This is a genomic window from Sphingomonas faeni (assembly GCF_024273235.1).
Taxonomy (GTDB): Bacteria; Pseudomonadota; Alphaproteobacteria; order Sphingomonadales; family Sphingomonadaceae; genus Sphingomonas; species Sphingomonas faeni_A.
The window spans coordinates 135937-157550 of the sequence record NZ_JANBVH010000006.1; the positions used below are offsets into that span (position 1 = coordinate 135937).

At 65.8% G+C, this 21614-nt stretch carries 21 protein-coding genes and 1 tRNA gene; 14 read left to right on the forward strand and 8 right to left on the reverse strand.

Annotation, left to right across the window (positions count from 1 at the left end):
• Positions 1–49 precede the first annotated feature (49 nt).
• The 6 genes from ccmC to NLI89_RS04995 all read left to right on the forward strand — a co-directional run bounded on the left by ccmC (position 50) and on the right by NLI89_RS04995 (position 4909).
• Complete coding sequence (gene ccmC / locus NLI89_RS04970) at positions 50–775, forward strand: heme ABC transporter permease CcmC (RefSeq protein ID WP_254686001.1); 726 nt, start codon at positions 50–52, stop codon at positions 773–775.
• Positions 776–872: 97 nt separating this feature from the next.
• Complete coding sequence (ccmE, locus tag NLI89_RS04975) at positions 873–1319, forward strand: cytochrome c maturation protein CcmE (protein ID WP_187504222.1); 447 nt, start codon at positions 873–875, stop codon at positions 1317–1319.
• On the forward strand, positions 1316–3229 hold the full coding sequence (locus NLI89_RS04980) for a heme lyase CcmF/NrfE family subunit (protein WP_254686002.1): 1914 nt from the start codon (positions 1316–1318) through the stop codon (positions 3227–3229). Before ccmE ends, NLI89_RS04980 begins: the two co-directional genes overlap by 4 nt.
• Positions 3226–3753 carry a DsbE family thiol:disulfide interchange protein gene (locus tag NLI89_RS04985; RefSeq protein ID WP_254686003.1) on the forward strand — a complete coding sequence of 176 codons (528 nt, stop codon included), beginning with the start codon at positions 3226–3228 and terminating at the stop codon, positions 3751–3753. Before NLI89_RS04980 ends, NLI89_RS04985 begins: the two co-directional genes overlap by 4 nt.
• Before the next feature lie 146 nt (positions 3754–3899).
• Positions 3900–4271, forward strand: a complete 372-nt coding sequence (locus tag NLI89_RS04990; protein WP_254686004.1) for a cytochrome c-type biogenesis protein — start codon at positions 3900–3902, stop codon at positions 4269–4271.
• Positions 4187–4909: a tetratricopeptide repeat protein gene (locus NLI89_RS04995; protein WP_254686005.1), complete on the forward strand. Its 723-nt coding sequence runs from the start codon at positions 4187–4189 to the stop codon at positions 4907–4909. Before NLI89_RS04990 ends, NLI89_RS04995 begins: the two co-directional genes overlap by 85 nt.
• Positions 4910–5062: 153 nt before the next feature.
• On the opposite strand, the gene NLI89_RS05000 is transcribed toward NLI89_RS04995, so the two are convergent.
• Both NLI89_RS05000 and ald read right to left on the reverse strand, forming a co-directional pair.
• On the reverse strand, positions 5063–5281 hold the full coding sequence (locus NLI89_RS05000) for a DUF3072 domain-containing protein (RefSeq protein ID WP_248521178.1): 219 nt from the start codon (positions 5279–5281) through the stop codon (positions 5063–5065).
• Positions 5282–5332: 51 nt separating this feature from the next.
• Positions 5333–6439 carry an alanine dehydrogenase gene (gene ald, locus NLI89_RS05005; protein ID WP_254686006.1) on the reverse strand — a complete coding sequence of 369 codons (1107 nt, stop codon included), beginning with the start codon at positions 6437–6439 and terminating at the stop codon, positions 5333–5335.
• Positions 6440–6566: 127 nt separating this feature from the next.
• Between ald and NLI89_RS05010 the strand changes: the two genes are divergently transcribed.
• From NLI89_RS05010 to NLI89_RS05035, 6 genes are all read left to right on the forward strand, one after another.
• Positions 6567–7007, forward strand: coding sequence for an Lrp/AsnC family transcriptional regulator (locus NLI89_RS05010; RefSeq protein ID WP_254686007.1), 441 nt, complete (start codon positions 6567–6569; stop codon positions 7005–7007).
• Positions 7008–7405: 398 nt separating this feature from the next.
• Positions 7406–9304, forward strand: coding sequence for a potassium transporter Kup (locus NLI89_RS05015; RefSeq protein WP_439144473.1), 1899 nt, complete (start codon positions 7406–7408; stop codon positions 9302–9304).
• A gap of 172 nt (positions 9305–9476) precedes the next feature.
• Positions 9477–9995, forward strand: a complete 519-nt coding sequence (locus NLI89_RS05020; protein ID WP_254686008.1) for a 2'-5' RNA ligase family protein — start codon at positions 9477–9479, stop codon at positions 9993–9995.
• A 66-nt stretch (positions 9996–10061) separates the two neighbouring features.
• A tRNA-Met gene (locus NLI89_RS05025) sits at positions 10062–10138 on the forward strand.
• 181 nt (positions 10139–10319) lie between these two features.
• A complete protein-coding gene (locus tag NLI89_RS05030; RefSeq protein ID WP_254686009.1) occupies positions 10320–12704 on the forward strand; it encodes an FdhF/YdeP family oxidoreductase in 2385 nt (794 codons plus the stop codon).
• Positions 12701–13489, forward strand: coding sequence for a formate/nitrite transporter family protein (locus tag NLI89_RS05035; RefSeq protein ID WP_254686010.1), 789 nt, complete (start codon positions 12701–12703; stop codon positions 13487–13489). The genes NLI89_RS05030 and NLI89_RS05035 overlap by 4 nt, the downstream gene beginning before the upstream one ends.
• Positions 13490–13520: 31 nt before the next feature.
• Here NLI89_RS05035 and fdhD read toward each other — a convergent pair whose 3' ends face one another.
• The 3 genes from fdhD to NLI89_RS05050 are packed head-to-tail and all read right to left on the reverse strand — an operon-like array spanning position 13521 to position 17109.
• The gene (gene fdhD, locus NLI89_RS05040; protein WP_254686011.1) at positions 13521–14312 is read right to left on the reverse strand and encodes a formate dehydrogenase accessory sulfurtransferase FdhD; all 792 of its coding nucleotides are present in this window, start codon (positions 14310–14312) and stop codon (positions 13521–13523) included.
• Complete coding sequence (locus NLI89_RS05045) at positions 14309–14797, reverse strand: molybdenum cofactor guanylyltransferase (RefSeq protein WP_368077242.1); 489 nt, start codon at positions 14795–14797, stop codon at positions 14309–14311. Before NLI89_RS05045 ends, fdhD begins: the two co-directional genes overlap by 4 nt.
• A 23-nt stretch (positions 14798–14820) precedes the next feature.
• On the reverse strand, positions 14821–17109 hold the full coding sequence (locus NLI89_RS05050) for an FdhF/YdeP family oxidoreductase (RefSeq protein WP_254686013.1): 2289 nt from the start codon (positions 17107–17109) through the stop codon (positions 14821–14823).
• Positions 17110–17235: 126 nt separating this feature from the next.
• Here NLI89_RS05050 and trxB point away from each other — a divergent pair, with 126 nt between their 5' ends.
• On the forward strand, positions 17236–18204 hold the full coding sequence (gene trxB / locus NLI89_RS05055) for a thioredoxin-disulfide reductase (protein ID WP_254686014.1): 969 nt from the start codon (positions 17236–17238) through the stop codon (positions 18202–18204).
• A 22-nt stretch (positions 18205–18226) separates the two neighbouring features.
• On the opposite strand, the gene NLI89_RS05060 is transcribed toward trxB, so the two are convergent.
• From NLI89_RS05060 to NLI89_RS05070, 3 genes are read right to left on the reverse strand one after another with little or no spacing between them, the layout of a single operon-like run.
• Entirely contained in the window at positions 18227–18994 is a 768-nt protein-coding gene (locus NLI89_RS05060; RefSeq protein WP_254686015.1) for a hydrolase 1, exosortase A system-associated, read from the reverse strand.
• Positions 18982–19656: a hypothetical protein gene (locus tag NLI89_RS05065; protein WP_254686016.1), complete on the reverse strand. Its 675-nt coding sequence runs from the start codon at positions 19654–19656 to the stop codon at positions 18982–18984. The genes NLI89_RS05060 and NLI89_RS05065 overlap by 13 nt, the downstream gene beginning before the upstream one ends.
• A gap of 29 nt (positions 19657–19685) precedes the next feature.
• Positions 19686–19964, reverse strand: coding sequence for an acyl carrier protein (locus NLI89_RS05070; protein WP_132740135.1), 279 nt, complete (start codon positions 19962–19964; stop codon positions 19686–19688).
• 93 nt (positions 19965–20057) lie between these two features.
• On the opposite strand from NLI89_RS05070, the gene NLI89_RS05075 reads away from it, so the two are divergent.
• The coding region (locus NLI89_RS05075) for an acyl-CoA ligase (AMP-forming), exosortase A system-associated (protein WP_254686017.1) at positions 20058–21614 on the forward strand (1557 nt) is incomplete at its 3' end.

Below are 21614 nucleotides of genomic sequence, written 5' to 3' on the forward strand. Positions count from 1 at the left end.
CTAAGTCCGAGGTGACAGCCTCGTATTGTTGCCATATTGGCTACACCCAGTGGCCACCCTACACGCCTTCGCAAACCCCGCGCGCTTCCTGAAGATCGCCAAGCCGTTGACGCCGTTGCTCTTCTGGGCCGGCGTCGCGCTCATCGTCCTCGGGTGCTGGGCGGGCCTTACCCAGACCCCGCCCGATTATCTCCAGGGCGAGACGGTCCGCATCCTCTACATCCACGTCCCCGCCGCTTGGCTGGGCATGGGCGGATGGAGCGGGATCGCGATTTCCAGCATCATGTTCCTCGTCTGGCGCCATCCGCTGGCCAGCGTCGCCGCGCGTGCGATCGCGCTGCCCGGCGCGGTGTTCGCGGCGCTGTGCCTGATGACCGGCTCGATCTGGGGGCGGCCGACCTGGGGAACGTGGTGGCAATGGGATGGCCGGCTGACCTCGATGCTGCTGCTGTTCTTCGTCTATCTCGGCTATATGGCGCTCGCGAAGGCCGATACGGATCGAGGCGGCGACGGGCGCGTGCCGGCACTCTACGGGATCGCCGGATCGGTGCTGCTGCCGATCATCCGCTATTCGGTGGTGTGGTGGAACACGCTCCACCAGGGCCCCAGCATCGGGCTGACCAAGTCGACGATCGACGGCTCGATCCTGTGGCCGCTGCCGATCATGCTGGCCGGCTTCACCTTCGTGTTCGCGGGGATCGTGCTGATGCGGATGCGGACGATGCTCGCCGTTGCGAAAACCGAAGCCCGCATGCGCCGGATGGCCAGATCATGAACCCGTGGCCGTTTGTGACCGCTGCTTATGTCGTGACTTTGGGTGGCGGCGCGATCATCGCTTTGCTGAGCTATGTGGCGATGCGTAGGGCCGAGAAATGAAGGCCAAGCATCAACGTCTCACCCTTGCACTGCTCGCAGTCGGCGCCGTCATCGTCGCAGGCCTGCTGGCGCTGTCGGCCCTCAAGGACCAGGCCGCATTCTTCTACGCGCCGTCCGACGTGCGTCGTGATGGACTGCCGCTCGGTCGCGCGGTACGCCTCGGCGGGATGGTCGAGGGCGGTTCAGTGAAGCGCGCAGCCGACGGCATCACCGTCCATTTCGTCGTCACCGACGGGCAGGCAACCACGCCGGTCGTGTTCGCCGGCATCGTCCCCGACCTGTTCCGCGAGAAATCGGGCGTCGTCGCCGAGGGCCAGTTCCAGCCGAACGGTAGCTTCGTCGCCTCGAACCTACTCGCCAAGCATGACGAGAAATACATGCCGCCGGAAATGGCCGGCAAGATGCACGAGACCAAGACGCTCGAACCGGACGCAAAGCAGTGATCGCCGAAGCGGGCCTCGCCGCGCTCTGGTTCGCGGGCGCGCTGGCTGCGTTGCAGCTGGTGATGGCGGCGATCGGCATCGCGCGCGATCGTGACGATGTGGCGGCGGCGGTACGACCTGTGGCGATCGTCCAGGGGCTGCTTGCGCTGCTGGCGATGGCGCTCCTGATCGAGCTGTTCCTCGAGTCTGACATGTCGGTGAAGCTGGTCGTCGAGAACAGTCATTCCGCCAAGCCCTGGCTTTACAAGTTCGCCGGCGCATGGGGGAATCACGAAGGCTCGATGCTGCTCTGGGTGACGATTCTCGGGCTCGCCGGCGGGGCGGTCGCAATTTTCGAGCGCTCGTTGCCCGAACGTACACTGACCGCGACGCTTGGCGCGCAGGCGACGATCGCGCTTGGTTTCTACGCGTTCCTGCTGTTCTCCTCGAACCCTTTCGCGCGGCTCAACCCGGCGGCGGCGGATGGCCTGGGGCTCAACCCACTGCTGCAGGACCCCGGTTTGGCGTTCCATCCGCCGACGCTCTACACGGGGTATGTCGGGCTCTCGGTCGCGTTCTCGTTCGCGGTTGGTGCCCTTGTCACGCGTGATGTGGGGCCAGCGTTCGCGAAAGCGATGCGCCCTTGGGTGCTGATCGCGTGGATATTCCTGACGCTGGGCATCACCGCGGGGTCGTATTGGGCGTATTACGAACTCGGCTGGGGCGGCTGGTGGTTCTGGGATCCGGTCGAGAACGCCTCCCTGATGCCGTGGCTCGCGGCGACCGCGCTGCTTCACTCGGTGACGGTGCTCGCGACGCGCGACGGCCTGCGCGCGTGGACGATCATGCTGGCGGTCGTCGCGTTCTCGATGTCGATGATCGGCACGTTCCTGGTCCGCTCGGGCATCCTGACGAGCGTCCACGCGTTCGCGGTCGATCCGGAGCGTGGCGCGTTCATCCTGGCGTTGCTGGCGATCTACATCGGCGGCGCGCTGGCGCTGTTTGCGGCGCGGATCGGCACCGTCCGCGCCGGCACGACCTTCGATCCGGTCAGCCGCGAGGGCGCGCTGGTCGCGAACAACCTGCTGTTGTCGGTGATTCTCGGGATCGTCCTGATCGGCACGCTCTATCCGATCGTCGCGGCGAGCTTTGGCGTGCAGCTATCGGTCGGACCGCCGTTCTTCAACAAGGCGGCGGGGCCGATCGCGTTGCTGCTGGTCGCGGTGATGGCGGTCGGGCCGCTGCTGCGCTGGCGACGCGACGATGCGAAGGCGGTGCTCGGCCGTGTGATGGTGCCGATCGGTGCGACACTGGTCGCGGCGATCGCACTGCTGTTCGTCTGGCCGGGCGTGCTACCTTGGGCGGGGCTGTCGCTTGCAGCCGGTCTTGCGGTCGCCAGCGTCGCGCCGCTGTGGAAGCGCAATCTCAAGCGCACGCCGCTGTTCACCTACGGCATGGTCATCGCGCATCTCGGCATCGCGGTCAGTCTTGCCGGCATGGCCTCGGATAGCGCCTTCACCCAGGAAACCCTGGTCGCGGTACGCACGGGCGAGCCGGCGCGGGTCGGTCCCTACACCGTGACGCTCGACGGCATCGCGCCGGTGATCGGCGAAAACTGGTCGGCATTGGAAGCGCGCCTTACCGCGACGCGCGGCAGCAGCGAGCGCATCCTCCGCCCGCAGCTCCGCTTCTTCGCCAATCCGCCGACCAGCACCAACGAGTCCGCCATCCTGACGGTGCTCGACGGTCAGCTCTATACCGTGCTCGGCCAGCCGGACGGGCAGGGACGGTGGCAGCTTCGACTGTGGTGGAAGCCGTTCGTGACGTTGATCTGGTTCGGCGGCGTCTTGATCGCGCTGGGCGGCATGCTGTCGTTGCTCGGCCGGGTGCGGCGCGAGCGGCGGGCGACGATGCGGACACAATGGGCATGAAGCGGTTCGTACTCTGGGCGCCGCTGGCGATCTTTGCGCTGCTGTTCGCGGTGGTGGCGAGCGGGCTGTTCCGGCCGGCGGAGAAGGTGGTGCGGTCGGCGATGATCGGCAAGCCGCTCCCCGATTTCGCGTTGCCGGCGATGGTCCCCGGCAAGCCGGGCTTGAGCAGCGCATCGTTCCGGCAGGGCAAGCCGCGGTTGCTCAACGTGTTCGCGAGCTGGTGCATCCCGTGCATCGCCGAGGCGCCGCAACTGATGCGGCTGAAGGCGATGGGCGTGCCGGTCGACGCGATCGCGATCCGCGATACCGCGCCGGCGATCGCCGGGTTCCTGCGGCGTAATGGCGATCCCTACGAGCGGATCGGCAGCGACAAGGCGAGCCAGGTGCAATTGGCACTCGGCTCGTCGGGCGTGCCGGAGACGTTCGTGATCGACGGTCGCGGAATCGTCGTGAAGCAGATCATCGGCGATATCCGGCCGGAGAATGTGGCGGAGATCGTGCAAGCTGTGAAGGACGCGCGGTGAACGGGCGTAACCTAGTTCCCCTTCCGCTTGCGGGAGGGGTTAGGGGAGGGGCTTCTCCCCGCTTAACGAGCGCGCGTTCGCGTCATGCCCTCCCCCGACCCCTCCCGCGAGCGGGAGGGGAGGTTCTTGCGGCGCTGTTGCTGTGCATGTCGCCTGCATTCGCGCAGCCGGTCACGCCGCCAGCCCGTTATGCAAACGTGCAGCTCGCCGATCCCGCCAAGGAAGCGTCCGCGCGCGCGCTCATGGAGACGCTGCGGTGCCTCGTCTGCCAGGGCCAGTCGATCGCCGACAGCGATGCCGACATGGCCGCCGACATGCGCGCGCTCGTCCGCGAACGGATCGAGCGTGGGGAGAAGCCCGCGTCGATCCGCGACTGGCTGATTGCGCGCTACGGCGATTACGTGACCTATGATCCGCCGCTGTCGGGGCTGACATGGCCGCTGTGGCTCGCGCCGATCCTGCTGCTGGGCGTCGGCGGCTGGATCGCGCGGTCGAGCTTCCGGCGGAGGACACGCTGATGGGCTGGGTATGGCTTGCCGTGATCGGTGCGGGCGTGTTTGCGCTGCTCGCGGTGCTGAAGGTCGATCGGCTGTTGTGGACGATGGTTGCGTCGGCTTTGATGCTGGGCGCGGCGGGCTATGCGTTGCAGGGGCAGCCGGGGCTCGCCGGGCATCCAGTCGCCACCGGGCTTGCGCCGACGCCCGACGATGGCGCGATGCTCGAGCTGCGCGACCAGATGCTGGAGCGGTATACCGGTGCGGCGGCATATCTGGTGGCTGCCGATGCGATGACGCGGATCGGCGACCGCCGCGCGGCGGTGCAGGTATTGCTCGGCGGGATCCGGATCGCGCCGAAGAGCTTGGTGCTGTGGACGGGGTTGGCAAATGCGCTGTCCGCACATGATGCGAACCAGGTTTCGCCGCCCGCGTTGTTTGCGTTTCAGCAGGCGATGCGACTAGCCCCGAAACATCCCGCGCCGCCGTTCTTTCTGGGGCTGGCGTATGTCAGAGCAGGGGAGTTCGCCAAGGCTCGGCCGTATTGGGCGAAGGCACTGGCGCTGACGCCGGCTGACATTTCGTATCGTGGCGAAATCGCGACGCGACTGGCGTTGCTCGATCGATTGCTGGCGGCGCAGGACGTTCCGGGACGACCCTGAAGATCTCGTCATTCCCGCCGAAGCCGGGATCCATATTGGCAAACTATGGCGATCGATCACCGAGTCTGGAGTTTATGGATCCCCGCCTCCGCGGGATGACGGCATTGGGGAAGGTCCGGGGCCGGGTAGCGATAATCTCTGGCTGGCGGCCCCTTACTGTCCCCGGCCGGTCTTCGCCTGAAGCTCGTCGATCTTCTTCGACGCATCCGCCTTGGTCAGCGTCTCGTCGAATTCTTCGTGTGCTTCCTCGGACAGCGTCTTGAGGTAGCTCGCCTGCGCACCGGTCATCTTCTCGTCGCCGGTGGTCCAGTCGTCCGGGTCCTTCTCGGCGTTCGAGAACGGTTCGGACTTGGGGTTCGGGGTGTCGGACATGGGTAATTCCTTTCCCCTGTCCAACACCCGTGTTCCGTATCCGTTCCCGAGTCAGCCGGCCCATGCCTCGTAAGGTAAACCTAGATCATCGGCGACCGCCTTGTAGGCGATCTTGCCCTTGTAGACGTTCAGCCCGTTGGCGAGGTGCGGGTCGGCCTTCATCGCGGCCTCGGCGCCAAGATTCGCGAGCTTCAGCGCAAACGGCAGCGTCGCGTTGTTCAGCGCGAACGCCGATGTCCGTGCGACCGCGCCGGGCATGTTGGCGACGCAGTAATGGATCACGCCGTCGACTTCGAACACCGGATCCTCGTGCGTCGTCGCGTGCGACGTCTCGAAGCACCCGCCCTGATCGATCGCGATGTCGACCAGCACCGAGCCGCGCTTCATCGTCTTGAGCATCTCGCGTGTCACCAGCTTCGGTGCAGCGGCCCCCGGCACCAGCACCGCGCCGATCACCAGATGCGCGTTCTTCACCGCCGCTGCGATCGCTGCCTTCGAGGCATAGGCGGTCTTGATCTGGCTGGAGAAGAACATGTCGAGTTCGGCCAGGCGGTCGTTCGAGATGTCGTAGATCGTCACGTCGGCGCGCATGCCGACCGCCATCTGCGCGGCGTTGACGCCCGAGACGCCGCCGCCCAGAATCGCGACCTTGGCCGGCGCGACACCGGGCACGCCGCCGAGCAGGACGCCACGTCCGCCCTGCTCCTTCTCGAGATAATGCGCGCCGACCTGCACCGACATGCGGCCTGCGACCTCGGACATCGGCTTCAGCAGCGGCAGCCCGCGGCGATTGTCGGTGACGGTCTCGTACGCGATGCAGGTCGCGCCGGACTTCATCAGCCCCTCGGCCTGTGGCTTGTCGGCGGCGAGGTGGAGGTAGGTGAACAGCAGGTGGCGCGGTTCGAGCATCGCGATCTCGCCCGGCTGCGGCTCCTTGACCTTCACGATCATGTCGGCACCGGCGAACACTGCGGCCGCGGTCGGCAGGATCGTCGCGCCCGCGTCGATATAGTCCTGGTCCTCGAAATCGATGCCGGCACCCGCCTGCGTCTCGACGACGACCTCGTGACCGGCGGCGACCAGTTCGGCGACCGACGGCGGCGTCAGGCCGACGCGATATTCGTGGTTCTTGATTTCCTTGGGGACACCGACGCGCATTGATTCCACTCCATTATCGTTTGCGCGATACTAGCGCGCCTTGGACGGGAAGGGTTCGCAAACTCGTTTCGATACGGTAGCGCGTTTGCAAGATGCGTGCATCAATCGCCATCAGAACGAGAGAATCTTGAGCGCTACGATCGAACGCAGGATTCTGGACCTGCTCGCCGCCAATTCCGACCTGACCAGCGCCGAACTCGGCGACGCGGTCGGCCTCTCGGCGAGCGCCGCGCATCGCCGGGTCGCGCAGCTTCGGGAGAGCGGCGCGATCACCGGCTACCGTGCCGTCCTGTCGAGGGCCGCGCGCGGCGACCCGAGCATCGTCCTCGTCAACGTGACGCTGCGGGACCAGCGCAAGGAGACGATGGCCGCGTTCGAGGCGGAGATCGTCGACTGCCCGCAGGTTGTGCAATGCTTCCTGATGAGCGGCGAGGCGGATTACATGCTCCATGTCGAGATCCGCGACGGCGAGACGTTCGAGCGCATTCACCGCGAGACGTTGTCGCAACTGCCGGGGGTGACGCGGCTGGCGTCGCACTTCGTGATCCGCGAGGTCGTCACGCGTTGAAGGCCCGCGGCTCTTCTCCCCTTCCCGGAAGGGAGGGGCGGGGGTGGGTCGGCTTCCGTATTGTCGGACGTCGGCGGCACAAGCGGACCGACCCACCCCCAACCCCTCCCTTTCAGGGAGGGGAGAACTTCTCCCGCTGACGTTTTACTGCGCACGCAGGAATCCAGGATCACGAGCGATATCCCCCGTTACCCTGGGCTCCTGCGTGCGCAGGAGAACATGAGTGATCAGCCCCGGTTAATCCACGCTAACCGCGCCGCCGTTGCCGCCCTTTACCCCTCATGCTAAATGCGCGCGCTTGGGGCACAGGGTGAAATCGGAAATTCGATGAAGATTGCTGCACTTCCGGGTCGATTCACCGTCCAGTGAGCGTCGACCAGACCGCCGCGGCTTCGACCGTGCCACCCGCCAATCTCGATCTCGAGACGGGGCATCACAATTCGGACGGCATGCTGAAGCTCGCCTTCGGGGCGATCGGCATCGTCTTCGGCGATATCGGCACGAGCCCGCTCTATGCCTTTCGCGAGACCTTCGCCGGCCACCACAAGCTCGCGCTCGACGCGGCGCACATCATGGGCGTCATCAGCCTGATGTTCTGGTCGATGATGATCGTCGTGACGGTCAAATACGTCATCATCATCATGCGCGCCGACAACAAGGGCGAGGGCGGAAGCCTCGCCTTGCTCGCGCTCGTCTCGGGCAAGACCAAGACGAGGCGCTGGAGCAAGGGCATCATCCTGCTCGGCGTGTTCGCGACGGCGTTGTTCTACGGCGACAGCATGATTACGCCCGCGGTGTCGGTGCTGTCTGCGGTCGAAGGTCTCGCCGTCGCAGCGCCAGCCTTTGCCGGCCTGGTGCTGCCTATCGTGATCGTTATCCTGATCGCGCTGTTCTGGGTGCAGAAGAGCGGCACCGCGCGCATCGGCCTCGTGTTCGGGCCGATCATGCTGGTGTATTTCAGCGTAATTGCGGTGCTCGGCATCCTCAGCATCGTCCAAACCCCCGGCGTGCTCTGGGCGCTGTCGCCGCATTATGCAGTCGAGTTCTTCATCATAGACCCGGAGCGCGCGTTCCTCGCACTCGGCTCGGTCGTGCTCGCGGTCACCGGTGCCGAGGCGCTGTATGCGGACATGGGGCATTTCGGCCGCAAGCCGATCGGCATCTCGTGGCTGTTCTTCGTGCTGCCGGCGTTGATCCTGAATTACATGGGGCAGGGCGCGCTGCTGTTCCGCGACGGGCAGGCGGCGTTGGTCAGTCCGTTCTACAATCTCGCGCCCGAAAGCCTCCAGCTTCCGCTCGTCATCCTCGCGACGATGGCTGCGGTGATCGCGTCGCAAGCGGTCATTTCCGGCGCGTTCTCAGTGACCCAGCAGGCGATCCAGCTCGGCTTCATCCCGCGCCTCCGCATCGAGCACACCAGTGCCTCCACCGCCGGCCAGATCTACATCCCGCTCGTCAACGGCGCGTTGATGGTGATGGTGATCCTGCTCGTGCTGTTCTTCCGCACCTCGTCGAACCTGACCAGCGCGTACGGGATCGCGGTGACCGGGGCGATGTTCATCGATACCTGCCTGCTCGGCGTGGTGCTGTTCCGCCTCTGGAACTGGCCGAAGATCGCGGCGATCCCGCTGCTCGCGATCTTCTTCACCGTCGACGGCGCCTATTTCGCGGCGAACCTCACCAAGGTGCCGGCGGGCGGCTGGTTCCCGCTGCTGGTCGGCTTCATCATCTTCACCTTCCTGACGACCTGGTCGAAGGGGCGGCAGCTGATGATCGACCGGATGCACGAGGCCGCCATGCCGATCAAGGTGTTCATCGGGTCGGCGGCGGGGTCGGCGTCACGCGTGCCCGGCACCGCGGTGTTCATGACCTCGACGGCGGATGGCGTGCCGCACGCGCTGCTCCACAACCTCAAGCACAACAAGGTTCTGCACGAGCGCGTCATCCTGCTGACGGTCAAGATCGTCGGCCAGCCTTATTGGCCCGCCAATGATCGTGCGGTGCGCGAGGATCTCGGCGACGGCTTCCACCGGCTGATCCTGCGCTATGGCTTCATGGAGGATGCCGACGTGCCCGCGGCGCTGCGCCAGGTCCATAGCTGCGGTGCGGACTTCAAGATGATGGACACGAGCTTTTTCCTGTCGCGCCAGACGCTGCTCGCGTCCGACAAGCCCGGCATGATGATCTGGCGCGAAAAGCTGTTCGCGTGGATGCTGCGCAACGCGGAGAGCGCGATGGAGTTCTTCCGGCTGCCGACGAATCGCGTTGTCGAGCTGGGTAGCCAGGTCGAGATTTGATGGCTCGTTTGGTCGATATCCCGGACTCGCTCGGCGCGCCTATCCTCCAGACGTTTGCGCCCCCCCGGCGGAGGCCGGGGCCCAATTGGAGAGGTTGCCGTAACGGAGCGCGGCCTTCGTCATTGACGTTTCCCAATTGGACCCCGGCCTTCGCCGGGGGGGTGGCTCTCCCATGACGGGTCCGTCCGAAGTCGCCCCGATCATCGTCACCGCCTTGTTCGGTCGCCAGGACACCGCGTTCTTCGATGCCATGCGCCGCGAGCATTTCCCGCCCGAGCGCAACCAGCTCGACGCGCATCTGACGCTGTTCCACCACCTGCCGCCCTCAGGGCTCGACGAGCTGAAGCACCGCCTCAACCAGGAAACCCGCGGCATCCGCGCGCCGCAAGCGCGGATCGGCGGCCTGATGTCGCTCGGCCGCGGTGTCGCCTATCGGATCGAATCCCCCGACCTCGTCGGCATCCGCGCGCGCCTCGCCGACGCGTTCACCGGCATGCTGACGCCGCAGGACGCGGGCGGCTGGCGGCCGCACGTCACGATCCAGAACAAGGTCAGCCCCCAGGTGGCCAAGCTCCTGCTCGGCAATCTGCAACGCGATTTCGCCCCGAAGGACGTCGAAATCGCCGGTCTGGGCGCATGGTGGTATCGCGGCGGACCGTGGGAAGCGATTTCCCGGCATATGTTCGCTTGACCGTCTGGAAACCGCTTCCTATAGGCCGCGCCTCGCAGGGAAGAATGCTTCCCTGACGGACGGTACGGCGAAGTAGCTCAGTTGGTTAGAGCACGGGAATCATAATCCTGGGGTCGGGGGTTCAAGTCCCTCCTTCGCTACCATTTCGGACCTGGCGCAAGGCGCCGCCGGCATATTTCCCGCAGACCGACGCAGGCGATCACCAACTGCGGGAAACTCGTCTTCGCAATCGCAAAATGCGCTTCTATTGCCTTGGGTTAATGGTCAGCCTGTGTGCCGCATTTCGAGCGCACGCGTCGGCCCGGCCTTACGGGAGATACGAGTATGCGTGACAAACGCCCTGATGGGCGCCCTGATGGGATCGCCGATTATACGGGTCCGGCCGGCGGCTGGGGAGCGCTGAAGGCAGTCGCCGTCTCGCTGAAGGCGCAGCAGATCGTCGTGCGCGGCGGCCAGACTTTGCTCAAGTCGAACCAGCCGGACGGCTTCGATTGCCCAAGCTGTGCCTGGCCAGACCCGAAACATACTTCGTCGTTCGAATTCTGCGAGAACGGCGCCAAGGCCGTCGCGTGGGAATCGACCGCCAAGACGATCGGCGCCGATTTCTTCGCCGCGCATAGCGTCTCCGACATCTGGCAGCAGAGCGATCACTGGATCGAGGACCAGGGCCGCGTCACCGAGCCGCTTCGCTACAACGCCGCGACCGATCACTATGAGGTCGTGAGCTGGGACGAGGCGATGCGCGGGATCGGCGCTGGCCTCGCCGCCGTACCGGACCCGAACCAGGCGGAATTCTACACCTCGGGCCGCTGCTCGAACGAGGCGGCGTTCCTGTTCCAGCTGTTCGTGCGGCTGTACGGCACCAACAACTTCCCCGACTGCTCGAACATGTGCCACGAGGCGACCTCGGTCGGCCTTCCCAAGTCGATCGGCATCGGCAAGGGCACCGTCAGCCTCGAGGATTTCGACCACGCCGACCTGATCCTGTCGATCGGCCACAACCCCGGCACCAACCATCCGCGGATGATGGCGACGCTGCGCGAAGTGTCGAAGCGCGGTGGCAAGATCATCGTCTTCAACCCGCTCAAGGAACGCTCGCTCGAACGCTTCGAATCGCCGCAGTCGGTGGTCGAGATGGCGACGATGTCGGCGACCCCGATCGCCAGCAGCTATTACCAGGTGAAGGTCGGCGGCGACGCGGCCGCGCTGAAGGGTATCGCCAAGGCGCTTGTTGCGCTCGACGAGGCCGCGAAGGTGTCGGGCGGCGAACGCGCGCTCGATCACGCGTTCATCGCCGAGCATACCGCGGGGCTCGACGACTATATCGCCGACCTCGCGACCACCGAATGGGCGGACATCGAACGCTCCAGCGGGCTCTCGCGCACCGATCTGGAAGAGGTGGCGCTCGCCTATTCGAAGTCGAAAGCGGCTATCTGCTGCTACGGCATGGGCGTCACCCAGCACCGCACCGGCACCACCAACGTCCAGCAGATCGCCAATTTGCTCCTCCTGCGTGGCAACATGGGCAAGCCGGGCGCGGGTATCTGTCCGCTGCGTGGCCACAGCAACGTCCAGGGCGACCGCACCGTCGGCATCACCGAGCGGCCGATGCCGATGCTGCTCGACAACATGCGTGACGTCTTCGGCTTCGAGCCACCGCGCGAGCACGGCCATTCGGTGGTCGAGAGCATCGCCGCGATGCGCGACGGCAAGGCCAAGGCGATCGTCTGCCTCGGTGGCAATCTCGCGATCGCCTCGTCCGATCCGCAGGCCTGCGCGGAAGGGTTCCGCAACCTCGATCTTGCCGTGCACATCACCACCAAGCTCAATCGCACGATGCTGTTGATGGCGAAGTCTACGTACATCCTGCCATGTCTTGGTCGGACCGAACTCGACATGCAGGCGACCGGCCAGCAGGCGGTGACGGTCGAGGATTCGATGTCGATGGTCCACGCTTCGTGCGGCTTCCTGATGCCGCCGGGCGAGAACGTGAAGTCGGAGATCTGGATCGTCGGCGAGATCGCCAAGGCGACCTTCGCCGCCAAGGGCCGCGCGCCGATCGCAATCGACTGGGATGCCTATGTCGGCGACTACAGCCTGATCCGCGACAAGATCGAAGCGGTGTTCCCGGCGTTTGCCGATTACAACGCACGCATCCGCAAGCCGGGCGGCTTCCACCTTCCGAATTCGGCGGCGATGCGCGAGTGGAAGACGGATAGCGGCAAGGCCAACTTCATCGTCACCCAGGGCGTGGAGAAGGACGAGAGCGCGGGCGATCCGACCGTGCTGCGGCTCACCACGCTGCGCGCGCACGACCAGTACAACACCACCGTCTACAGCCTCGACGATCGCTATCGCGGAGTGTTCGGACGTCGCGACATCCTGTTCATGAACGAGCGCGACATGGCACGGCTTGGACACAAGGAAGGCGACGTCGTCGACATCGCCACCGCGCTTCAGTTCGCGCGGCCCGATCGCGTCGTGCAGAAGCTGATGCTGGTCCGGTACGCGCTGCCCGATGGCTGCGTCGCCTCCTACTACCCCGAGACGCAGCCGTTGATCGCGCTCGAGGATCACGATCCGCAGAGCTTCACACCCTCCTACAAATCCATTCCGGTGACCGTCCGTCCCGCGGCGGCCGACATGGGTTCGGATCGCGGCGTGGTGCGTGCCGGGATCGTCGGCCAGAAAAGCAAAATTGGCGCATGAGCACCGGTTACACGTCGACGATCGACACCTACGCTACCCTCGCCGCGACCAAGGCGGATGCGCTCCGGCGCTCTCCGGCAGGGTTCTTCGCCGGGGCGATCCTTGCGGGTACGTATATCGGTATCGCGATGATCCTCGCGCTCAGCACCGGGTCGGGGCTCGAACCGGGCGTGCGCCCGCTGGTGATGGGGGCGACCTTCGGGTTGGGGCTGATCCTGACCGTCTTCGCGGGCGCCGAACTCTTCACCGGCTATGTGATGTATCTCGGCTTCGGTCTGGCCAAGCGGACGATCACCGTCGCGGACGCCGTGAAGCTGACCGTCGTCGTCTGGATCGGTAACCTCGTCGGCGGTGTGGTGCTGTCGCTCGTATTTGCGGCGGGCGGCGGCGGCGCGATCTTCGCCAACGCCGATGCGATGTTCCATGGCTATGTCCAGCACAAGGTGTCCGTGGATGCGACTGCGCTGCTGGCACGTGCCATCCTCTGCAACTGGCTCGTCTGCCTCGCGATCTGGACCGCGGCCCGCATGACCGGCGATGCCGCCAAGTGCATCGGCATGGCCTGGATCCTGCTGGCCTTCGTAGCGGCCGGGTTCGAGCATTCGGTCGCCAACATGACTGCATTGACGCTGGGGCTGCTCGTCCCGAACGCCTCGATCGATATGGCGGGTATGATCCGCAACCTCGCGATCGTCAGCGTCGGCAACATCATCGGCGGGCTGGTGTTCGTCGTCGGAGGCTATCTCGTGGCGGCCAAGACCGATGTCGTGACGGCCACCAAGTGAGGCCTGCTTCGACTAGCCGCATCGTCTGCGGCTAGTCGAAGACCTTCCAGGGATCGTTCACCACCAGGATCGCATCGCTGCGCGCGAGGGCGAGCAGCGTCAGGCCATGCGCGCGCGCGTGATCGATCGCGAGACTGGTCGGTGCGGAGATCCCGACCAGCATCGGCGCGCCGGCGATCAGCGCCTTGTCGACCATCTCGAAGCTGATCCGCGACGTGACGAGGATGAACCCGTCGATCGCGTGGCCTTTTATCGCCAGTCCTCCGACCAGCTTGTCGAGCGCGTTGTGGCGACCGACGTCCTCATAGGCGGCAACGACCTGGCCTTCACGATCGCATGCCGCTGCCGCGTGAATGGCGCCCGTGGCGGCGTTGAGCGGCTGATGCGCGCGCAAGCCACTGAGTGCGGCAAACAACGCGCTTACAGGCGTGTCGGGCTTCGGTGGCGTTCGAGGGACAGGTTTGCGGAGCTGTTCGAGCCCGGATATCCCGCAAAGCCCGCAACTCGTGTCGCTGGTCCGATGGCGGACACGGTCGTGAATGCGCCCCTTGCACCGCTCGGACAGGCCGACGCGGACGATCCAGCCCGCCTCCGCCTCGAACACGTCAATGTCGCGCACGTCCTCGGCGCTGTCGGCCAGCCGCTCGGTCAGCAGGAACCCGGTCGTGAACTCGGCGAGATCGGCCGGCGTCATCATCATCACCGCATAGCCGAGCCCGTCGATCTCGATCGCGACGGGCACCTCGACCGCGATCGTTCGCTCTCCCGCCATGACCGAATCAGGGCGAAGGATCTTGATCGGCAATGTGCGAGAGGTCGTCATAGGGCAGCGATGTCTTCCGGCGAATTGATGTTGGGGATCGGCGCGGGCGCAGCGATCGGCACGGCGCCGATCGCCTCCGCCCAACCGCGAACAGACCGGCGTGGCGATGTCGCGATATGCTCGAGCAGAGCCTCCAGCGACGCGGTATTCCAGTGGCCGAGCACCGGCGCATCCGGGCAATAGGCGGGCGCTTCACCTGCGAGCGCGGCCAGCAAGCCGTCGGGGAGCACCGGCATGTCGCAGGCGATCGTCAGGACCGACGTGAAGCCGCGTTCGCCGGCATAGGACAAGGCTCCGGCGATCCCGCCCAAAGGGCCGAGATCGGGGCCGGGTAGGTCGGCGATCGGGCCGTCTCTGCCAACGATGACCGCCGTATCGACGTACGGCACCAGCAGGTCGCGCGCATGCTCGGACAGCGTACGCCCTCGAAACATTGCCCGTGCCTTGTCCGAACCGAACCGGGACGATCGCCCGCCGGCCAGCACGACGCCGAGGATATGCGTGTCGGTCAGCGCGTCTTCTCGATCCGTACCGGCACCGACTTCGCCGCCGGTACATGGCTTTCGCGGGCATGGTGCGCGACCGGCATGAGCAGGTTGCTCTCGGGGTAATAGGCACCGACGCAGCCCTCGGGGATCGAATATTCGACCACGCGCAGCTTGTTGAGGCGGCGATCCGAATTGCCGCCCGCATCGCCGACCAGATCGACGTCGTCGCCGTCGGTGATCCCCATCCGGATCATGTCGCTGCGGTTCATGAAGACGATGTCGCGCGTGCCCTTCACGCCGCGGAAACGGTCGTGATAACCGTAGACGGTCGTGTTGAACTGATCGTTCGACCGCAGCGTCATCAGGCGGAAACGGCCTTCCGCCTCCTCGAACCCGGTGACGTTGAGGGATTGCGGCACGTTGATCTCCGCCTTGCCGCTCTCGGTCTTCCACTCGCGATGCGCTGCGGGCACACCCTTCCAGAAGCCGCCGGGCGTGAACATCTTCGCGTTGAAGTCCTTGAACAGCTCCGGATACGTCACTTCGATCGCATCGCGAACGCGCGCATAATCGCGCACCCACGCATCCCAGTCGAGCTTCGGATTGGGTGCGAGCGTCGCCTTGGCGATCCCGGCGACGATCGCGGGTTCTGACAGGAGCGTTTCGGCGGCCGGCGTCGCCTTGCCCTTCGATCCGTAGATCTGGCTGAACGAATCCTCGACCGACACGCTCTGCGGGCCGGTGCCCTGCATATCCGTCTCGATCCGGCCGAGACAGGGGAGCAGGTACGACGTCTCGCCGGGCAACAAGTGCGAGCGGTTGAGCTTGGTCGCGATATGCACGGTCAAGTCGAGCCCGCGCCATTTCGGCTCCATCCGCGCATGGTCCGGGATCGCGCGCACGAAATTGCCGCCAAGCCCGATGAAGGCCTGCGCCGTGCCGTCGAGGACCGCTTCGCACGCTTCGACCGTATCCCAGCCCTTTTCGCGCGGCGGCTCAAAGCCATATTGCTCGGCGAGCTTGTCGAGCGGCGCGAGCTCGGGCTTCTCGGTGATGCCGACGGTGCGCTGGCCCTGCACGTTAGAGTGACCGCGGACCGGCCCCATGCCCGCACCGGGCTTGCCGATATTGCCGCGGAGCAGCATCAAATTGACGACCATGTGGACGTTGTCGATCCCGCCGACATGCTGGGTCAGCCCCATGCCGTACACAGCGATGACCGCCTTCGACTTGGCGTAGACCTTGGCGGCCGCCTCGATCTCGGCGCGAGTAAGGCCGCTCTCATGCTCGATCACCGACCATTCGGTCTTGCGCGCGACGTCGGCGAACGCGTCGAACCCGGTCGTGTGCTCGGCGAGGAACGCATGATCCAGCACGCGCAGGCCATCGATCCGCTGGGCGTGGTCGTCGGCCTCGATCAGGTATTTGCACATGCCCATGATCGCGCCGACGTCGCCGCCGGTCTTCACCTGGTGATATTGCGAGGCGATCGGCGTCGATTTGCCCGTCACCATCTCGATCGGGTTCTGCGGGTCCTGGAATTTCTCCAGCCCGCGCTCCTTGAGTGGGTTGAACACGACAATCTCGACCCCGCGCTTTGCACAATCGCGCAAGGGATGCAGGAACCGCGGGCTGTTCACGCCGGGGTTCTGCCCGAAGTAGAAGATCGCGTCGCATTTCTCGTAGTCGGAGAGATGGATGGTGCCGACCGCCGAACCGATCGCGGACTTGAGGCCGACCGAGGTCGTCTCGTGGCACATATTCGAGCTGTCGGGCAGGTTGTGGCTGCCGTACATCCGCGCGAGAAGGCTATACATGTACGACGTCTCGAGACTGGCGCGACCCGAGGCATAGAAAATGACCTTGGTCGGGTCGTAGGTCTTCAGCTTGGCACCGATCCCGGCGAACGCCTCGTCCCAGCTGCACGCGGCGTATTTGTCGGTGGTCGGATCGTATTTCAGCGGATGCGTCAGGCGCCCGGCCTGTTCGAGATCGTAATCCTTCCAGCCGATCAGTTCGCTGACGGTATGCTGTTCGAAGAATGCGGGGGTGACACGGAACGAGGTCAGCTCCCATGCGGTCGCCTTCGCCCCGTTCTCACAGAACTCCGCCACATGGGGATGCGCGGGCTTGCCCCACGCACAGCTGACGCACGCAAAGCCGTCTGGCTTGTTCTGGCGAGCGAGTTCGCGGATCACTTCCGGCCCGACCTTCTCGCGGGCGGAAATCTCGACGAGCGACTTCATCGAGCCCCAGCCGCCCGCTGGTGCCGTGTAGTCCTCGATCTCTACGGTCCGGTCGTCGCTCATGCTCATCTCCGCTTTTATACCCCAACGAAGCGGCAAAGCTTTCGATGCAGGCGAGACAGATTTACCGGCGGTTCAAATCCGGGCGCGCATCCCCTAGATGCAGTCTCGAATCTCCAAGGAACAATGATGACGACCCATACCACCCGCATGCTTATCCTCGGCTCGGGGCCTGCCGGGCTCTCGGCTGCGATCTATGGCGCGCGTGCCGGGATGGCGCCGATCGTCGTGCAGGGCATCCAGCCCGGCGGCCAGCTGACCACCACCACCGATGTCGAGAACTATCCCGGCTTCAAGGACGTGATCCAGGGCCCGTGGCTGATGGAGCAGATGCAGGCGCAGGCCGAGCATGTCGGCACGCTGATGATGTGGGACACGATCGTGCAGGTCGACCTGACCAGCCGCCCGTTCCGCCTGATCGGCGACAGCGGCGACGTCTATGAAGGCGACACGCTGGTGATCGCGACCGGCGCGCAGGCGAAGTGGCTCGGGATCGACAGCGAGGAGCCGATGAAGGGCAAGGGCGTCAGCGCCTGCGCGACCTGCGACGGGTTCTTCTACCGCGGCAAGAAGGTGGCCGTCATCGGCGGCGGCAACACCGCGGTCGAGGAGGCGCTGTACCTCACCAACCACTCGCCCGACGTGACGCTGATCCACCGTCGCGATTCGCTGCGGTCGGAAAAGATCCTCCAGGAGCGCCTGTTCGCGCACAAGGGCGTGACGGTGCTGTGGAACAAGGAGGTTCGCGAGTTCGTCGATGGCGGCGGCAATGCGGGGCTGGTCGCGCTGGAGCTGGAGGACACGGTCACCGGCGAGCGGTCGCGACTTGACGTCGATGGCGGGTTCGTGGCGATCGGGCATCATCCGGCGACCGAGCTGTTCCGCGGGCATATCGATCTCGATTCGGACGGCTATATCTCGGTCGAGACGGGCTCGACACGGACCAGCGTCGAGGGCGTGTTCGCGTGCGGGGACGTGGCGGACAAGGTGTACCGGCAGGCAGTGACCGCGGCGGGCACGGGCTGCATGGCGGCGCTGGATGCGGAGCGCTTCCTGGCGGCGGCCGAGTTTGCGGAGCTTGCCGAAGCCGCTGAATAACCGGCATTATCGGGAAAGAAGATTAGGCCAGGTTACGCCTAAGTGCGGTCTCCAGCGCGGCGGCCGCCGGGCCGGTGAAGCTGTGCGAGTCGGTGTCGATCGTCTCTGACGGGACGGCGGCGCCGGCTGCCGCCGCGAAGGCGATGGCGGTCGCGTCGCCGCGGGCCAGGATGACGGCGGCGTCGGTTTGCCAAGCTGCGATCGCGGTCAGGACCCGGCTGGCTAGCGGGTTTCGGCTTTCCTGATCTGTCTGAACTATCCTCAACAAGCCCTTGATAAGGTTCGTGAAATTCAGCTTTCCGGACAGCGCTCGGCGCCATGTTGCTGGGTCTCGCAATGCTGTGCGGTAGTGGGCTCGGATGGCGGCGGCGGGCGGGAGGTCGTCGATCGGTTCGATGACCCAGGGGTTGGCGAGGACGACCTTGTCGAAGCCGGCCGATCGTCCGAACAGCGCCAGCGTGCTGGCCGCGTCGCAATTGCCGAAGCCGATCAGGCGGGTGACATTCGGGGCCGCGTTCCGGAACGCGGCGGCGGCTGCGATCAGGTCGGGCTCTGCGCTCAGGAAGCCGCCATTGTGGCCTGTCGAGTCTCCAACGCCGCGGCGGTCGTAGCGGAAGACGGGCGTGCCGGTGGCGGCGAGGCGTTGGGCCAGAATCGCCATCCCGCGATGCGCGCCGCTGCGGATTTCGTTGCCGCCGGAGACTATGAGAAGGCCTGTCGTGCCGGGCGCTTCGTCCAGCGTGGCGGCGAGCGTTTCGCCTTCGCACGCAAACCCGATCAGCCTTCGCATGATGCTATCCAATGCGAGATATCTGCCGCAAGCTGCTGCGCCAAGGCAATATCGTTGCCGGGTTCCGACCGGCGCCAGAGCGGCGCTCCGGCGTAGGTTGCGTCGGCGGCTCGGGGATCGGTATCCAGGCGGACGACCCGGTACCGTCCTCCGTCCTCGCGCGGCACGGCATCTCGCAGTTCGGCGAGCATCTCGGGGGACAGGCGGTTGCCGGCATACTCGTCCCCCCGGTCGGACTTACCCGCTGCGGCGCGGGTGCGTTCCAGGTCGCGGAGGAGGTCGCAGCCCGTTTGTGGAGCGAGGTGCCAGCGGCCGGCGAGGTCGGCGTCGGTATCGAGGAGCGCGCCGCTTCTTATCGAAAGCGCGTAGCTACGGGTACCAAGTCTCTGTTTTAGCGCGCGATAGGCTCGGCGCTGGTCGGACAGCTTCGCATCGATGGTCGCTACGACACTTTCGCCAGAGCCGGGGACGTCGGGGAGTATGCTGCCGATGCCGTGATCCGCCAGCGCGCGCAGGATCGTGCAGGTGAACTGCCGCGTCCGGTTCGCTTCCTCGAACAAAGGGAGGGCGGCGATGACGATCGGGCCGCTCTCGGGCCCGAACCGCAGCATCGCTTCGCGGCCACCATTCCAGTCATAGGTATCGAAGCGGAGGCCGGTCATTCCCGCGGAGGCTAGACCACCTGTCAGGGTTAGACCAGCGCCTTGCCCGCGGCGAACTGGACGAGCGCGCCGAATGTCTCGAGCATCTCGCCGTCGATCTCGTCGTCCTCGATCAGGATGCCGAGCCGGTCCTCGAGTTCGGTGAGCACGCTCGCCACCGCCATCGAATCGAGTTCGGGCAGCGCACCGAACAGCGGGGTGTCGGCGGTGAACGTCGCGACTCGGTCGGCGCTGAGGCCGAGGATGTCGGCGAGGACGGCGCGTACCGTCGTTTCGACTTGGGAAGTACCTTCGAAAATCACGAGCATCGCCTGAACCGTTACGAACCGGGCCCCGCTAGCGTGTGGGGGTGAATTCGGCAACGGGTTCGCGCCAAGGGGGCTTGGCGCTATTAGGGCCCCATGATCGCGCTCGACCCCAAGCCATACCCTATCGACCACATCGCGTTGCGTGGTGCGCCTGACGCCGTTGCGCTGGTCGACAAGGCCGGCGCGATGACGTTTGCCGAGCTTGAGGCTGGGGTCGGGGCGCTGGCGGGGTGGCTTGCCGGTCGGGGACTGGCGGCGGGTGATCGGGTGGCGACGTGGCTGCCCAAGACGCGCGTCGCGTGCCTGATGCCATTGGCGGTGGCGCGGGCGGGGCTGGTGCATGTGCCGGTCAATCCGCTGCTGCGACGGGCGCAGGTCGCGCATATTCTTGGGGATAGCGGGGCGCTGTTGCTGGTAACTCAGGGCGCGCGGGCCGGGACGCTGGATGATAGCGATGTTCCGGATGGGTGTTCGATCGTGGACGAGGTGGAGCTACTCTCGTTCCCTCGCGAAAGCGGGGGGCCAGGATTGCAGAGTGCACCGCCCGTGATTCCTGGACCCCCGCCTTCGCGGGGGAACCGGATGATGGGGCCATCGGATGCGGATACGGACGGTCTGGCTGCGATCCTCTACACCTCGGGGTCCACCGGGCGGCCGAAGGGCGTGATGCTGAGCCATGCGAACCTGTGGCTCGGGGCGATTTCTGTTGCGCATTATCTGAAGCTGGAGCCCGACGACCGCGTGCTCGGCGTGCTGCCGCTGTCGTTCGACTATGGCCAGAACCAGCTTTTCTCGACCTGGGCGGCGGGTGCGTCGGTGGCGCCGCTCGATTATCTGGTCGCGCGCGACGTGGTGAAGGCGGTCGAGCGGGTCGGGGCGACGACGCTGGCGGGCGTGCCGCCCTTGTGGGTGCAGTTGCTGGAGGCGGAATGGCCGGTGGAGACTGCGGCGCGGTTGAAGCGGCTGACCAACTCGGGCGGCGCGCTGACGCCGCGGCTCGTGCGGGGCCTGCGCGAGCGCTTTCCGGCGGCGGATTTGTACGCGATGTACGGGCTGACGGAGGCGTTCCGGTCGACGTATCTCGACCCGGCGCTGATCGATGCTCATCCTGATGCGATGGGGCGGGCGATCCCGTTTGCGGAGGTTTCGGTGGTGAAGCCCGACGGCACGCGCGCTGCGCCGGGCGAGGCGGGAGAACTCGTGCATGCCGGGCCGCTCGTTGCGCAAGGTTATTGGCGGGATGCGGAGCGGACGGCGCAACGGTTTCGGCCTGCGCCTGACGGCAACGGCATGGCGGTGTGGTCGGGGGATACCGTGGTCGAGGGTGAGGACGGCTTGCTCCGGTTCGTCGGGCGTGATGACGAGATGATCAAGAGCGCGGGGAACCGGATCAGCCCGTTGGAGATCGAGGAGGCGGTGCTGGCAGGCGAGGAGGCTCGCGAGGCGGTCGCGGTTGGGGTGCCGGACGAGCGGTTGGGGCAGGCGATCGTGGTGATGCTGGCCGGGGATAGTGGCGCGGAGACGGCGTTGCGGGCGCGGTTGCGGGCGGCACTGCCGAGCTTCATGCAGCCGGGGATGTATCTGTGGCGGGATGGATTGCCGCGTAATGCCAATGGGAAGCTCGACAGGTCTGCTATCGCGTTGGAGGTG

Excerpts from the sequence above, each read along its gene's own strand:
- NLI89_RS05030 (WP_254686009.1), top strand. The coding sequence starts at position 10,320 with ATGCGTGACAAACGCCCTGATGGGCGCCCTGATGGGATCGCCGATTAT.
- NLI89_RS05000 (WP_248521178.1), bottom strand. The coding sequence starts at position 5,281 with ATGTCCGACACCCCGAACCCCAAGTCCGAACCGTTCTCGAACGCCGAG.
- ccmE (WP_187504222.1), top strand. The coding sequence starts at position 873 with ATGAAGGCCAAGCATCAACGTCTCACCCTTGCACTGCTCGCAGTCGGC.
- ald (WP_254686006.1), bottom strand. The coding sequence starts at position 6,439 with ATGCGCGTCGGTGTCCCCAAGGAAATCAAGAACCACGAATATCGCGTC.
- fdhD (WP_254686011.1), bottom strand. The coding sequence starts at position 14,312 with ATGACGACCTCTCGCACATTGCCGATCAAGATCCTTCGCCCTGATTCG.
- NLI89_RS05070 (WP_132740135.1), bottom strand. The coding sequence starts at position 19,964 with ATGCTCGTGATTTTCGAAGGTACTTCCCAAGTCGAAACGACGGTACGC.
- NLI89_RS05020 (WP_254686008.1), top strand. The coding sequence starts at position 9,477 with ATGACGGGTCCGTCCGAAGTCGCCCCGATCATCGTCACCGCCTTGTTC.
- NLI89_RS05035 (WP_254686010.1), top strand. The coding sequence starts at position 12,701 with ATGAGCACCGGTTACACGTCGACGATCGACACCTACGCTACCCTCGCC.
- NLI89_RS05060 (WP_254686015.1), bottom strand. The coding sequence starts at position 18,994 with ATGCGAAGGCTGATCGGGTTTGCGTGCGAAGGCGAAACGCTCGCCGCC.
- NLI89_RS05065 (WP_254686016.1), bottom strand. The coding sequence starts at position 19,656 with ATGACCGGCCTCCGCTTCGATACCTATGACTGGAATGGTGGCCGCGAA.
- NLI89_RS04985 (WP_254686003.1), top strand. The coding sequence starts at position 3,226 with ATGAAGCGGTTCGTACTCTGGGCGCCGCTGGCGATCTTTGCGCTGCTG.
- NLI89_RS05050 (WP_254686013.1), bottom strand. The coding sequence starts at position 17,109 with ATGAGCGACGACCGGACCGTAGAGATCGAGGACTACACGGCACCAGCG.
- NLI89_RS04995 (WP_254686005.1), top strand. The coding sequence starts at position 4,187 with ATGGCCGCTGTGGCTCGCGCCGATCCTGCTGCTGGGCGTCGGCGGCTG.
- NLI89_RS04990 (WP_254686004.1), top strand. The coding sequence starts at position 3,900 with ATGTCGCCTGCATTCGCGCAGCCGGTCACGCCGCCAGCCCGTTATGCA.
- trxB (WP_254686014.1), top strand. The coding sequence starts at position 17,236 with ATGACGACCCATACCACCCGCATGCTTATCCTCGGCTCGGGGCCTGCC.